Origin of the sequence: Paractinoplanes rhizophilus, from assembly GCF_042664765.1 — a bacterium.
Classification (GTDB): domain Bacteria; phylum Actinomycetota; class Actinomycetes; order Mycobacteriales; family Micromonosporaceae; genus Actinoplanes; species Actinoplanes rhizophilus.
On record NZ_JBHTBJ010000004.1, the window covers coordinates 132756 to 145963 of the forward strand.

Sequence of the window (13208 nt, forward strand, 5' to 3'; positions counted from 1 at the left end):
CGCGGGCCCCGGCGAACGCTGGGGCCCGCGGCATAGACTTTTCGTCATGGCCCTTTCCGCGCCGATCTTCTACCGCGATGTGCAGAGCTACATCGAGCTGCTCATCCTCATCTTTTCGCTGGTCGTGCAGGCGGTCGCCCTGATTCACTGCCTGACCCAGCGCGGGGACGGGTTCCAGGCCATCGGAACCCTGCCCAAGGGCGCCTGGGCGGCGATCCTGGCCGTCTGCATCGTGCTGACGCTGTTGGTGAGCAGCGCCATCGGCATCTTCAGCCTGATCGGCATCGCCGCCGCCCTGATCTACCTGCTCGACGTCCGTCCCGGGCTCAAAGACCTGTCGGACGGCAAAGGGTCCTGGTGAGGCGGTTCGGCCCGCCGCCACCCGACGGCGGGCCCCGCCTGCAGCGCCGCGAGCCGACCGGCCCGCGCTCCGGGCGGCCGACGCTGCCCGGCCCGCCCACCGAGCTGGTCTCCACCCCCTCCGGCGTGCGGCTCGAGCAGCTGGTCGCCGGGGTCGGTGAGCCGGTCACCGTCTTCGCGCACGGCCTCGGCGGTGACATCGCCGGCACCCGCCCGATGGGCAGCGCGGTCGCCGGCCGCCGGGTCTTCTTCCACTTCCGCGAGCACGGCCGCTCCGACGCGCCGGTGGGGCCGTGGACGTTCGGCGACCTCGCCGACGATCTGCGTGCGGTGGCCGATCTGGCCGGCGCCACCCGGGCTCTCGGCGTGAGCATGGGCGCCGCGGCGCTGTGCCGGCTGCTGAGCCAGACGCCGGAGCGGTTCGAGCGGGTGGTCTGCTATCTGCCGGCGCCGCTCGACGGCACCCGGCCGGCCGCCGCCGAGGCGCGGGCCGAGCGCCTGCTGGCCGCGGTGGAGTCGGGCGAGGCCGCGTCGATCGCCGCCGCCGTGGAGTATGAGCTGCCCGCCTCGGTGCGCAACACGCCGACGGGCTGGAGCTATCTGCGGCAACGGGTCGAGCAGCTGCAGCGGGACGGCCTGGCGGCCGAGCTCACCACGCTGTGGCACGAGCCGGCGGTCGTCGACCTGTCGGCGCTGCGCAGCTTTCCGGGCCGGGCCCTGGTGATCGGCTGCCAGGGCGACGAGGTGCATCCGGTGGGCTGGGCCGAGCGGTTGGCGTCGCTCTTGCCGGGGGCTTCCCTGCACGTGTACGACCGCCCCGCCGTTCTCTGGACAAATCGGGCGGAGCTCCGGGAACGCATCTCATCGTTTCTGAACTCCCCGTAACTTTTGACCGCCCTTGTCCGGTGTTCTCCACGTGCGGCTATCCCCTAAAACCATCTTTTTCGGACTCGTGGCGCTGGGGCTGCCGATCTCGGTGGCGATCGGCTGGACGCTGGCGACGCCAGCGCGCAAGCCGTTCCACGTCGGCGCGCCGGCCGGCACCGGCGGACTCGGCGCCGGCAGCGGCAGCGGCGGGATCGGCACCGCCCCGCGGCGGGCCGGCTCGCAGCGGCTGATCGAGGTCCAGTTCTCGCCCCGCCCGCTGACGCCCAGCTCGGTGGTCCCGCCGATCGCCTCGGCGCCGTCCGCGGCGCCGTCGCCGACCACCGCGATCCCGTCCGGCTCGGCCCCGATCGAGTCGTCGGCCTCGCCGCTGCCGACCCTGATCGACCCGCCGGTCCCCACGCCCACCGAGATCACCGTGACCCCGAGCGCCTCCGACGCGCCGTCCGCCGACCCGAGCGCGACGCCGTCCGCCGGCGGCTAGCGACCGGGCCCTAAACTGCCGGGTCGTGACCGCAGTTCGGCAGTTCCTGTCCGGCGCCTCCCTCCTCGTCCGTGGCCTCGGCCTGATCCTGCGCAGCCCCAAGCTGCTGGGGCTCGGCCTGCTGCCCGCGGTGATCGCCGGCATCCTCTACGGGACGGCGCTGATCCTCCTGATCGACTTCCTGCCCCAGCTCTCCCGGGGCGTCACCTGGTTCGCCGACGACTGGTCCGAGGGCTGGCGCGACCTCATGCGCGTGCTCGGCGGCGCTGGCCTGCTGGGCGTCTCGGCGCTGCTCGGCATCCTCACCTTCACCGCGGTGACCCTGCTCATCGGCGACCCGTTCTACGAGCGCATCTCCGAGCTGATCGAGGACCGCTTCGGCGGCGTGCCGGACGAGGTGGAGGTCGGCTTCTGGCGCTCGCTGGGCCGCAGCCTGGTCGACTCGCTCCGGCTGATCGGGTTGTCGATCCTGGTCGGCATACCGCTGTTCCTGCTGGGCTTCCTGCCGTTCGTCGGGCAGACCGTGATCCCGGTGATCGGCGCGCTGGTCGGCGGCTGGCTGCTCGCGGTCGAGCTGACCGGCGTGCCGTTCCAGCGGCGCGGCAAGCGCCTGGCCGACCGGCGGGCCGTGCTGCGCACCCGGCGGCCGCTCGTGCTCGGCTTCGGCGTGGCGGTGTTCTGCTGCTTCCTGATCCCGCTCGGCGCCGTCCTGCTCATGCCGGCCGCGGTGACCGGCGCGACGCTGCTCGCCCGCACGGTCTTGGGCCTGCCTTTGAGCGACTCCACGCCACGACTCGAGCCATCCGGCCGGCTGGAACACACCTAGAGCTCATCTCGGCGCACCCCCTGTGGACAACCCCAAATTCCTGTCAGACCCACGTGCTCTACTCGGCCCCGCCCAGGACGGGGGTGGGGGAGGTCTGTGGGCGGCGGGTGATCCACAAATTTTGCGGTGACTGCGGCGGGGCATGGCTCGCCATGGCCGGGGCGTGCTTGGTGGCGGTGGGAGCGGCCGGTTACGCCGGGCCGTCGTCTCGCTATGTGGCGATCGTTCTCAGCGCACGGGACGCGGTCCCACTTACCGGTCGGACGTCCCGGTACCTGGGCGATGAGTCCATTCGATGGGAACCTGGACTCGCATGAGCCCGACATATCGGTTTATATCCACCAGTAGCTGATCCGAGGCCGCTAGCGGTGGTGAGTTCCCGTTAGCGGCAAACGGCAACTTATCAAGATCGCGTGCGGGGGTGCGCGCGGTGCGGGGTGCGCGCGGTGCGGGGTGCCCGCGGTGCGAGGTGCCGCGGTGCGCGGGTGCCCGCGGCGCGAGGTGCGCGCGGTGCGAGGGTGCTCGCGGTGCGAGGTGCGCGCGGTGTGGCAGTGCGGGGGTGCGCGCGGTGTGGCAGTGCGCGCGGTGCGGGGGTGCGGGGGTGCGCGCGGTGCGGGGGTGCGCGCGGTGTGGGGGGTGCCCGCGGTGCGAGGTGCCCGCGGTGCGCGCGGTGCCCGCGGTGCGCGTGGTGTGGCGGTGCGCGCGGTGTGGCGGTGCGCGTGGTGTGGCGGTGGCGCGCGGTGGGGCGCGTGCCGGGTGTGGGGGTGTGCGGGCTCGCGGTGCACTGCGGGTCGGGTGCTGACTGTGGCTGTGGACGGGGCGCGTCACGCGTACCCGATAAAGCAGCGCGACCGGACGCCCAGCGTAGGAAATCAGGCCGACTCGCGGATCACCAGCTCGGTCGGCAGGACCACGGCGTCGGCCTGATGCGGCTCGCCGTTGATCAGGCCGAGCAACTGGCGGGCCATCGTGCGGCCCATCTCGACGATCGGCTGGCGCACGGTGGTCAGCGGCGGCTCGCTGTACCGGCTGATCTCGAAGTCGTCGAAGCCGACCACCGCGACGTCGGCCGGGACCCGGCGGCCCGCGTCCTTGAGCGCGATCAGCGCGCCGTGCGCCATCATGTCGGACGCCACGAAGACCGCGTCCAGCTGCGGGTCGTCGGCCAGCAGGGCGCGCATCGCCGCGATCCCGGACTCGCGGGTGAAGTCGCCGATCGCCACGTGCTGGGCGAGGCCGGCCTCATCCAGGGTGGCGCGATAGCCGGCGAGGCGGTCGATGCCGGCCACCATGTCCTGCGGGCCGGCGATGGTGGCGATCCGGCGGCGGCCGGAGGCGACGAGGTGGCGCACCGCCGAGCAGACGCCGCCGAAATGGTCGACGTCCACGTACGGCACCGCGGCCTCGCCGATCGGGCGGCCGCTGCACACCACCGGGATGCCCAGCCGCACCAGCGTGCCGGGCAGCGGGTCGGCGCCGTGCATGGAGGCGAACATGACGCCGTCCACGTGGCCGGCCACCGCGTAGCGCTCGACCCGGTCGTGGCTCTTGGCCGAGCCGGCCATCATCAGCACCAGCTGCTTGTCGGCGGCCTCGAGCTCGCCGCCCACGCCCCGGATGATCGCCGGGAAGAAGAGGTCGTCGGAGAAGACCCGGTTGGCGGTCTCCGGCAGGATCAGCGCGATCGACTCGGTGCGCTGGGTGACCAGGCTGCGGGCGGCCTGGTTGGGCACGTAGCCCAGCTCCTCGACCGCCCGGTTGACCGCCTCGCGGATCGAGGCGGCCACCGACGTCGAGCCGTTGACGACGCGGGAGACGGTCGCCCTGGACACGCCGGCGCGTCGCGCCACCGCTTCCAGGGTCGGCCGCTCCCGCGTCACCACCAGGTCACCCCTCGCTCTCTCCCGGGTCGGCGATGCCGTTGCGGCGGATCACCTCCCGGTACCACTTCGCGCTGTCCTTGAGGACGCGTGCCTGCGTCGCGTAGTCGACGTGCACGATCCCGAAGCGCTGCGCGTACCCCTCGGCCCACTCGAAGTTGTCCATCAGCGACCAGACGAAATATCCGCGCAGATCGACGCCGGCCGCCAAGGCATCATGGCAGGCTCGCAGGTGGCCGTCGAGATACTGGACGCGCCGGGTGTCGTGCACCGCGCCGTCCTCGCCCGGCACCTCCGGGTAGGCCGCCCCGTTCTCGGTGATCATCATGGGGATGCCGTCGTAGTCGTCGTGGATCCGCTGGAGCAGGCGGGTCAGGCCGGACGGCTCGATCAGCCAGTTCATCTCGGTCACCGGCCCGTCCGGGTCGCGGAACGCGATCCCCTCGCTGCCCGGCTGGTCGGGCGCGGCGGGCGTGCCGGGCTTCGCGGACACGTAGGCCGGCTGGTAGAAGTTGATCCCCAGCACGTCGATCGGGGCGTTGATGGCCTTCAGGTCGCCGTCCTGGATGTAGGACAGGTCGGTGAACCGGGCCATGTGCTGCAGCATGTCGGCCGGGTACTGACCCTTGAGCAGCGGGTCGAGGAACATCCGGTTGGACAGCCCGTCGATGATCCGGACGGCCTCGCGGTCGGCGGCGCTCTGCGGGTCGACCGGGAAGGCGACCGACGGGTTGAGCGTGATGCTGAGCGAGCGCGCGCCCGCGTCCTTGAGCGCCCGCGTCGCCAGGCCGTGCCCGAGCAGCAGGTGGTGCACGGCCGCGAAGGCCAGCGCCGGGTCCTGCTTGCCGGGCGCGTGCCGGCCGCTGGCGTATCCCAGGTAGGCCGAGCACCAAGGCTCGTTGAGCGTCGTCCACGTCGCGACGCGGTCGCCGAGCCGGGCGTGCACGATCTGCGCGTACTCGGCGAACGCCTCGGCGGTCCGCCGGTTGGCCCAGCCGCCCAGGTCCTCCAGCGTCTGCGGCAGGTCCCAGTGGTAGAGCGTGACCACCGGGTCGATGCCCTTGCCGAGCAGCTCGTCGGTCAGCCGGTCGTAGAAGTCCAGGCCCTTGACGTTCACCGGGCCGGTGCCGTCCGGCTGGATCCGCGGCCAGGCGACCGAGAACCGGTACGACGCGAGACCCAGATCCGCCATGAGCGCCACGTCGTCGACGTAGCGGTGGTAGTGATCGCAGGCCACGTCGCCGGTGTGCCCGGCGTGGACCCGCCCCGGCGTACGGCTGAACGTGTCCCAGATGGATGGGCCGCGACCGTCCTCCCGCGCCGCGCCCTCGATCTGGTACGACGCGGTCGCCGCGCCCCAGACGAAGCCGTCGGGGAAAGTGATCCCGGCGAGGGCCGGCTGCGCCGACGTGGACGTGACGGTTGCCGTCATGCGTTCCCCGCTTCCCTGTTTGCACTCGAACTTAACCGGTTAATCATAGGCGCCGGAGCGAAGCCGCGATGTGCCGGTAAGACGAATTTAAACGGGTCAGCCCGTCCGAAGGGCGCCAATCAGCCGAGGATCACCGGTCACCACCAGGCGATCCATCCGCTGCCGGCCCATCAGCGCGAGCAGCAGGTCGCTCGCCGAGCCGGTCGCCTGGGCGCGCGCGTGGTGGTCGTCGGAGTCCAGGATCGTGCCGGTGTCGAGCAGCGCCACCCCGGCCCCGCGCAGCCGCACGAACCACTCGTGCCCGGCGTCGGAGGCCACCAGGTGGACCACGCCGTGCAGGTCGGTCGGGCCCTTGCGCTTGCCGGCCGGCAGCCAGGTGTCGAGCACCTCGCTGATCCCGTCGGCCGCCAGCTTGGTCTCGATCGGCGTCGGGCGCCCGGCCGCGGCCTCGGCGTCCCAGCGGTGCAGGGAGATCTCGTGCGCCATCCGGCGGTGCCAGAAGGCGGCCTGTTTTCTCTGGGGTGCCCAGTTCCACGCCCGGAAGTCGGCCTCGATCGCCTCCAGCGTCTCGATCGTGCCGGTGAGCTCGCGGCGCAACTCGTCCAGCGCCGCCTCCCAGGGCGGGCGCTCGCCCTCGCGATCGGGGCGGGTGGTCGGCGGGTCGGTCGTGCCGCGCGGCACCGTCTCGCGCACCCAGTGCAGCAGCGTGGTCACGTGCTCGACCAGGTCGGCGCAGGTCCAGCCCGGGCAGGACGGCACCTCGGCGTCCGCTCCCGCCTGTGCCACCGCGTCCTGCAACGCGGGGCTGTCGGCCCGCAATGCCGCGAGCCAGAAGTCCTTTGTCGCGTGCAGCCTGTTCATCGCGATTCTCTCCACTCCACCGGACCGCCGATGAGGTGCCTTGGCCCCATGAGCCTAGGGTGAACGTCGTGCCTGACGTTAGTCGCGAACGCCAACTCGACGCACCAGTGCCTTCCCCCTTGGGTAACGAGGCACTCGGGACGTACACGACGCTACGCCTCGGCGGGCCGGCCGGCACGTTGACCGTCGCCACCGAAACGGACGAAGCGGTCGCTACCGTGCGTAACGCGTACGCGACCGGAAGCCCGCTCCTGATCCTGGCCGGCGGCAGCAACGTGGTCGTCGGCGACGCCGGCTTTGCCGGCGAGGTGTTGCTGCTGCGGACGCGCGGCATCGAGGTGGTGCGGGCGCGGCCGGAGAGCGTGGTGCTGCGGGTTGCCGCGGGCGAGGTCTGGGACGATTTTGTCGAGTACGCGGTGACGAACGGCTGGTCCGGCGTCGAGTGCCTGTCCGGGATCCCCGGCTCGACCGGCGCCACCCCGATCCAGAACGTGGGCGCCTACGGTCAGGAGGTCGCCCACACCATCGTGGCTGTCCACGCGTACGACCGCGAGCACGGCACGATCCGGGCCATGACCCCCGCCGAGTGCGGTTTCGCCTACCGTTCGAGCGTCTTCAAGCACAACGACCGCTACCTGGTGACCCACGTCGACTTCCGGCTCGAGGTCAGCGACGAGTCCGCGCCCATCCGCTACGCCGAGCTGGCCCGCAGCCTGGGCGCCAATCCGGGCGACCGGGTTGCGCTGCGCCAGGCCCGCGACACGGTGCTGAAGCTGCGGGCCGGCAAGGGGATGGTCCTGGATCCTGACGACAAGGACACCTGGTCGGTAGGCTCGTTCTTCACCAACCCGGTGCTCCCCGCGGAGCGCTGGACCGCCCTGGCCCTGGACGCCCCGCACTGGCCCGCCGACGACGGCACCGTCAAGATTCCCGCGGCGTGGCTGATCGAGCGGGCCGGCTTCCCCAAGGGCTATCCGGGCAGCGCGGGCACGGTAGCGATCTCCACCAAGCACACGCTGGCCCTGACCAATCGTGGCGCCGGCACCACGGCGGCTCTGCTGTCCCTGGCCCGCACCATCCGGGACGGCGTACAGGCCAGATTCGGCATCGAGCTCCACCCCGAGCCGGTACTGGTCAACTGCACTCTCTGAAAAGCTGCGAATCAATCCCACCCGAACACCTGGGTGTAATACGGCAACCCGTTGACCCCGTACGCCACCCCGGTGCCGATCGAATGGGCCCCGCAGTTCAGGATGTTCTCGCGATGGCTGGGACTGGCCATCCAGGCGTCCACCACCTCATCGGCGGTGCGATATCCCCAGGCGATGTTCTCGCCGGACGGCTGCGCATACCCGGCCGCGTGCGAGCGCGCCACAAACGTGGTCCCGTCCCGCCAGACGTGGCTGAACAGGCCGGTGCGGGCCATGTAGATGCTCTGCCGGATCGACGCGACGGTCAGCTCCCGATCGACCGCGAGCTGGCCGCACCCGTTCGCGTGCCGTCGCTGGTTGGTCTTGGTGACCACCTCGGACATGAGCTCGGCCGGGGTGACGGCGCCGGCCGGGGCGCCCGGCGGAAGCGGCGGGGCCGGCACTCCCGCACGCGCCGGCGAGCTGATCAGCAGCAGCAACGTGGGTGCGGCCGTGAGCAGGGCGAGACGTCGTAGCACGGAATGCCTCCGGTGTCCGGGGCGAACCGTATCGCCCTCCAGGGATATCGCACCGGTTTCTCGGACGTACGTCTCTTTTTTGCGCGAAAACGGCATTGGCCCACGCAAAAATGTCAGGCTGGTGGGATGGCCCGGCGCACCAGCCTCAGCGGCCTCTTCGTTCCCGTTCCGGATCCCTGCGGACGGCCCCCACGCGGCGAATAGCTCGCTAGACTGTCACTGTCCGTAAATAAGCCGTGACATCACGCTATCGTGGGTTTTGCGCGGTTAATCGTCCGCCTCGGCCTGATCCGGACCTGGACGAGCGAGGGGTTGGGGGCAGGGTGAGCACACGATGAGTCGCCTTCTCGTCGTCGAGGATGACCCCGACATCGCGCTCGCCCTCCGGCTGCTGTTCAGCCGGGCGGGCTACGAGGTGGCGCACGCCGGCGACGGCCGCACCGGCCTCAAGGAGGCGTACGCCGAGCATCCCGACCTGGTCGTGCTCGACGTCGGCCTGCCCGAGATGGACGGCTGGCAGGTGCTCGAGCGGCTGCGCGACGTCTCGGACGTCCCGGTGCTCGTGCTCACCGCGCACGGTCAAGAAGCCGAGAAGGTGCGCGGCCTGCGCGGCGGCGCCGACGACTACCTCACCAAGCCGTTCGCCAACAACGAGCTGCTGGCGCGGGTCGAGGCCCTGCTGCGCCGCTCGTCGAGCGGGCAGAACAGCTGGGCCAGCCAGGTCTACGACGACGGGCTGGTGCACCTCGACCCGACCAAGCGCCGGGTGTACGTCAAGGGCGACGAGAAGCGGCTGACCCCCACCGAGTTCCGGCTGCTCAACGCCCTGGTCCGGCATGCCGGGGCGGTGCTGTCGCCGAATCAACTGCTGACCCAGGCCTGGGACGACCCCACCGGCATCGGCCAGGAGCGGGTGAAGTTCGCGGTTCTGCGGCTGCGCCGCAAGCTCGGCTGGTCGGATCCCGACGAGTCGCCGATCGAGTCCGTGCGCGGATTCGGCTACCGCTACCGCCGGCCCGGCGGCGAGTCCTGATTTTCGTCGTCTTGGTCACAGGTGCTCTCAGATGACTGGCCCGCCCGTCGATGAGAGCTGTGGAGCCGAGTTGGAGGTACGTGAGCGTGGAAGACCTTGGTGAAATCGTCGGCGAGTTCCTCATGGAGAGCCACGAGAACCTGGACCAGATCGACCGCGACCTGGTGTCTCTCGAGCAGGAGCCGGACTCGCGCGACCTGATCTCCCGGATCTTCCGGGCGATCCACACGATCAAGGGCACGAGTGGCTTCCTGGCGTTCAGCCGTCTGGAGAAGCTCGCCCACGCCGGCGAGTCGCTGCTGTCCAAGCTGCGTGACGGCGTGATGCCGGTGACGCCCGCCACGATCACGACGCTGCTGGCGACGATCGACGGCGTCCGCTCGATCCTGTCCTCGATCGAGGAGACGCAGGCCGAGGGCGATGTCGACGTCGACGTCATCATCGCGCAGGTCAACGCGCAGATGAAGGCCGGCGAGCAGCCCGCGGAGGCGCCCGCAGCCCCGGCGACCCCGGCGCCGAAGGCGCCCGCGGCCGAGGCGCCCGCCGAGCCGGCCCCCGAGCCCGTCGAGAAGCCCGCACGCCCGGCGCCCAAGCCGGTGGAGAACCAGCGCAAGCCGCTCGGCGAGATCCTGGTGGAGCAGGGCGCGGCCCAGCCGGCCGACGTGGGCTCGGCGCTGGCGCAGCAGATCGAGGGCGACGAGCGCAAGCTCGGCACGATCCTGCTCGACCAGGGCAAGGCCAAGCCGGCCGCGGTCAACGAGGCGCTGCAGCAGCAGGCGCCGAAGCGGAGCATCGCGGACAGCGCGATCCGCGTCGACGTCGACCTGCTCGACACCCTGATGAACATGGTCGGCGAGCTGGTGCTGGCCCGTAACCAGCTGGTCCGCGGGGTGATGGAGACCGGCGACGCGACCCTGGTGCGCAGCGCCCAGCGGCTCGGCATGATCACCAGTGAGCTGCAAGAGGGCATCATGAAGACCCGGATGCAGCCCATCGAGCACATCTGGTCCAAGCTGCCCCGAGTCATCCGCGACCTGAGCAGCTCGCTCGGCAAACAGGTTCAGCTGGTCATGGAGGGCAAGGAGACCGAGCTCGACCGGAGCCTGCTCGAGGCGGTCAAGGACCCGCTGACCCACCTGGTACGCAACGCGGTCGACCACGGCATCGAGGTGCCCGATCGGCGTACGGCGGCCGGCAAGGGTCCCGAGGGCACGCTGACCCTGCGCGCGTACCACGAGGGCGGCCACGTCGCGGTCGAGGTGGCCGACGACGGCGCGGGACTCGACGTCGAGCGGATCGCGCAGAAAGCGGTCGAGAACGGGCTGCTCCGACCCGAGCAGATCCCGAACATGGACAAGCGCGACATCATGGCCATGGTCTTCCAGCCCGGCTTCTCCACCGCCGCCAAGGTCACCAACGTCTCCGGCCGCGGCGTGGGGATGGACGTGGTGAAGACCAACATCGAGAACATCGGCGGCGCGGTCAGCGTCGACTCGACGCCCGGCGAGGGCACGGTCTGGCGGCTCACGATCCCGCTGACCCTGGCCATCATCCAGGCGCTGACGGTGGACTGCGGTGACCAGCGCTACGTCGTGCCCCAGGTCGCCGTGCTCGAACTGGTCTTCATCGACGGCAACTCCACCAAGATCGAGTACGCCTCCGGCGCGCCCGTCTACCGGCTGCGGGGCAAGCTGCTCCCGCTGGTGCGGCTGGACCGTGCCCTCGGCCTCGAGGTCGGCGGCGACCAGGGCGTCTACATCATGGTGCTGCAGGCCGACGGGCGCCGGTTCGGCCTGGTCGTGGACCGGGTGCTGAACACCGAAGAGGTCGTGGTCAAGGCCCTGAACACCCGGTTCAAGGACATCGGCCTGTACGCCGGCGCCACCATCCTGGGCGACGGCAAGGTCGGCCTGATCCTGGACGTCTCCTCGCTCGCCCGGCGCAGCCACCTGGCCGCCGACGCCGACCGGCAGAGCATGGACGCCTCGGCCCGGGCGAACGCCGGCACCGGAACCGGGGAGCGGCTGCTGGTCACCGCGGTCGGCGAGCGCCGGGTCGCGATCCCGCTGGACACGGTCACCCGGCTCGAGGAGTTCCCGCGCGACCGGATCGAGCACGCGGGTTCCCGCGAGGTCGTCCAGTACCGCGGGCAGATCCTCCCGCTGGTGCGCCTGTCGCACCTGCTCGGGGCGTACGGCGAGGAGCCGGAGGGCGACACCGTGTCGGTGGTCGTCTACAGCGAGGGCGGACGGAGCGTGGCGCTGGTGGTGGACCGGATCGTCGACATCGCCGAGAACTCGACCACCGCGCGCCGGGACGCCGAGGAGGACGGCCTGGTCGGCACCGCGGTGATCCAGCAGCGCGTGACCGAGCTGCTCGACGTGCGCCGGGCGATCCTGGCCGCCGACCCGAACTTCTACTCCGACCTGGAGACCGACGAGATGCTGGTGGAGGCGTAAATGGCGAGCCGACAGTTCGCCACGTTCGAGGTGGCCGGTCAGCTCTTCGGGGTCGAGGTGCACACGGTGCAGGAGGTGCTCTCGTACAACGAGTACACCCCGGTGCCGCTCGCGCCGCCCGCGGTGGGCGGCCTGTTCAACCTCCGTGGCCAGGTGATCGCGGCGGTGGACCTGCGGGTCCAGCTGGGCATGGCGCGCAAGGCGCTGCAGGGCCCGGTCATGAACGTGATCCTGCGCGGCGACGGCGAGCCGGTCAGCCTGCTGGTCGACAAGATCGGTGAGGTGGTCGACCTGGACGACGAGCGGTTCGAGCCGCCGCCGGACACGCTCAGCGGCCCGACCCGGGAGCTGGTGGTGGGCACGTTCAAGCTCGACGGGCGTCTGATGCTGGCGCTCGACGTCAACCAGGCCGTCGACACGTACCGCGCCACCACCTGATGTACAGCCTCGTCAGCGCCCCGGTCCTCGGCTTCGACCTGACCCGCCTCGCCGGCGGGTCGGCCACGGCCGAGGTGGTGCTGCGCGGCCTGCGGTTGCAGAGCGACGACCTGCCGGTGCTCGCCGAGCGCCTGCCGGACGAGGGTGTCCGTGGCCCGTTGTGGGTGGAGGTGGAGAGCGCGGCCCGCCGGATGCCGTCGCTCAAGGGCTTGTCGAAGGAGGACCCGGCGAGCAGCCTCGCGCTGGTCGAGCGGGCGCCGATCGGCTCGGTCGACGCGCTGCTCACCTGCCTGCGCTACGACGTCATGTCGTGGACCTGGAGCGGGACGGGGCGCGACGCCAAGCAGAGCGACACGGCGGCGGCCGCCACCGCCCTGCTGTGCGACGCGGCGGTGGGCAGCTACCTGCGCGAGGTGCTGGACGTCGAATCGCGCCGGCGCCTCGGCGCCGGCTGGGTGTCCGCCATGCGCAAGCTTCCGGTCGGCGCCCCGATCGATCTGGGACCGCACCACTATGTGGTGTCGGCGCTGCTGGACCGGCTCCGCTCGCTGCGGTCGATGGACCTCGAACGGCTCTCGTCCTCGGCGGAGGACGCGCGGCGCAACGCCGGCGGCTGGTCGCCGGCCGTGCACTCGGCCTCCTGGGCCGCGTATCTCTCCGATCGCGTCCGCACCGCCGCCGCCGCGCAGATGCTGTTGGTACAGGCCGTGGACACGGCCGACATTCCACTGGCCGACCGGGCCGGCGGCGTCTGGAACATGCTCAGCGGTGCCGTGCAGGCGCTGGTGGTCCGTGACCTCTTGGACACCTCAACCGCCCATCGGCTGCTCGCGCCGGTGGTCGCGGCTCTGGGCCCGGCGTGGCTCGGGTGAAGGGAGTGG

At 71.3% G+C, this 13208-nt stretch carries 13 protein-coding genes; 9 read left to right on the forward strand and 4 right to left on the reverse strand.

Features of this window, described 5'->3' with window-relative positions; genetic code table 11:
- Positions 1-46: 46 nt before the first annotated feature.
- The 4 genes from ACFQS1_RS08085 (at position 47) to ACFQS1_RS08100 (ending at position 2555) form a co-directional block, all read left to right on the forward strand.
- Positions 47-361 (forward strand): DUF2516 family protein, encoded by a 315-nt coding sequence (locus tag ACFQS1_RS08085; protein ID WP_378965568.1) that lies wholly within the window; start codon positions 47-49, stop codon positions 359-361.
- The gene (locus ACFQS1_RS08090; RefSeq protein ID WP_378965569.1) at positions 358-1245 is read left to right on the forward strand and encodes an alpha/beta fold hydrolase; all 888 of its coding nucleotides are present in this window, start codon (positions 358-360) and stop codon (positions 1243-1245) included. The genes ACFQS1_RS08085 and ACFQS1_RS08090 overlap by 4 nt, the downstream gene beginning before the upstream one ends.
- A 67-nt stretch (positions 1246-1312) precedes the next feature.
- Complete coding sequence (locus tag ACFQS1_RS08095; RefSeq protein ID WP_378965570.1) at positions 1313-1729, forward strand: hypothetical protein; 417 nt, start codon at positions 1313-1315, stop codon at positions 1727-1729.
- A 25-nt stretch (positions 1730-1754) separates the two neighbouring features.
- Entirely contained in the window at positions 1755-2555 is an 801-nt protein-coding gene (locus ACFQS1_RS08100) for an EI24 domain-containing protein (RefSeq protein ID WP_378965571.1), read from the forward strand.
- A gap of 872 nt (positions 2556-3427) precedes the next feature.
- Here ACFQS1_RS08100 and ACFQS1_RS08105 read toward each other — a convergent pair.
- From ACFQS1_RS08105 to ACFQS1_RS08115, 3 genes are all read right to left on the reverse strand, one after another.
- The gene (locus ACFQS1_RS08105; RefSeq protein WP_378965572.1) at positions 3428-4438 is read right to left on the reverse strand and encodes a LacI family DNA-binding transcriptional regulator; all 1011 of its coding nucleotides are present in this window, start codon (positions 4436-4438) and stop codon (positions 3428-3430) included.
- A gap of 4 nt (positions 4439-4442) precedes the next feature.
- Positions 4443-5867: a GH1 family beta-glucosidase gene (locus ACFQS1_RS08110; protein WP_378965573.1), complete on the reverse strand. Its 1425-nt coding sequence runs from the start codon at positions 5865-5867 to the stop codon at positions 4443-4445.
- A 96-nt stretch (positions 5868-5963) separates the two neighbouring features.
- The gene (locus ACFQS1_RS08115; RefSeq protein ID WP_378965574.1) at positions 5964-6728 is read right to left on the reverse strand and encodes a maleylpyruvate isomerase family mycothiol-dependent enzyme; all 765 of its coding nucleotides are present in this window, start codon (positions 6726-6728) and stop codon (positions 5964-5966) included.
- 107 nt (positions 6729-6835) lie between these two features.
- Between ACFQS1_RS08115 and ACFQS1_RS08120 the strand changes: the two genes are divergently transcribed.
- Positions 6836-7879, forward strand: coding sequence for a UDP-N-acetylmuramate dehydrogenase (locus ACFQS1_RS08120; protein WP_378965772.1), 1044 nt, complete (start codon positions 6836-6838; stop codon positions 7877-7879).
- Positions 7880-7890: 11 nt separating this feature from the next.
- On the opposite strand, the gene ACFQS1_RS08125 is transcribed toward ACFQS1_RS08120, so the two are convergent.
- Entirely contained in the window at positions 7891-8397 is a 507-nt protein-coding gene (locus ACFQS1_RS08125; RefSeq protein WP_378965575.1) for a CAP domain-containing protein, read from the reverse strand.
- A gap of 334 nt (positions 8398-8731) precedes the next feature.
- Between ACFQS1_RS08125 and ACFQS1_RS08130 the strand changes: the two genes are divergently transcribed.
- The 4 genes from ACFQS1_RS08130 (at position 8732) to ACFQS1_RS08145 (ending at position 13199) form a co-directional block, all read left to right on the forward strand.
- A complete protein-coding gene (locus tag ACFQS1_RS08130) occupies positions 8732-9430 on the forward strand; it encodes a response regulator transcription factor (RefSeq protein WP_020513053.1) in 699 nt (232 codons plus the stop codon).
- Between the two features lie 86 nt (positions 9431-9516).
- The gene (locus ACFQS1_RS08135) at positions 9517-11889 is read left to right on the forward strand and encodes a chemotaxis protein CheW (RefSeq protein ID WP_378965576.1); all 2373 of its coding nucleotides are present in this window, start codon (positions 9517-9519) and stop codon (positions 11887-11889) included.
- Positions 11890-12327 carry a chemotaxis protein CheW gene (locus ACFQS1_RS08140; RefSeq protein WP_020513051.1) on the forward strand — a complete coding sequence of 146 codons (438 nt, stop codon included), beginning with the start codon at positions 11890-11892 and terminating at the stop codon, positions 12325-12327.
- On the forward strand, positions 12327-13199 hold the full coding sequence (locus ACFQS1_RS08145; protein WP_378965577.1) for a hypothetical protein: 873 nt from the start codon (positions 12327-12329) through the stop codon (positions 13197-13199). The genes ACFQS1_RS08140 and ACFQS1_RS08145 overlap by 1 nt, the downstream gene beginning before the upstream one ends.
- The last annotated feature ends 9 nt before the right edge of the window (positions 13200-13208 follow it).

Excerpts from the sequence above, each read along its gene's own strand:
- ACFQS1_RS08085 (WP_378965568.1), top strand. The coding sequence starts at position 47 with ATGGCCCTTTCCGCGCCGATCTTCTACCGCGATGTGCAGAGCTACATC.
- ACFQS1_RS08110 (WP_378965573.1), bottom strand. The coding sequence starts at position 5,867 with ATGACGGCAACCGTCACGTCCACGTCGGCGCAGCCGGCCCTCGCCGGG.
- ACFQS1_RS08115 (WP_378965574.1), bottom strand. The coding sequence starts at position 6,728 with ATGAACAGGCTGCACGCGACAAAGGACTTCTGGCTCGCGGCATTGCGG.
- ACFQS1_RS08130 (WP_020513053.1), top strand. The coding sequence starts at position 8,732 with ATGAGTCGCCTTCTCGTCGTCGAGGATGACCCCGACATCGCGCTCGCC.
- ACFQS1_RS08140 (WP_020513051.1), top strand. The coding sequence starts at position 11,890 with ATGGCGAGCCGACAGTTCGCCACGTTCGAGGTGGCCGGTCAGCTCTTC.
- ACFQS1_RS08145 (WP_378965577.1), top strand. The coding sequence starts at position 12,327 with ATGTACAGCCTCGTCAGCGCCCCGGTCCTCGGCTTCGACCTGACCCGC.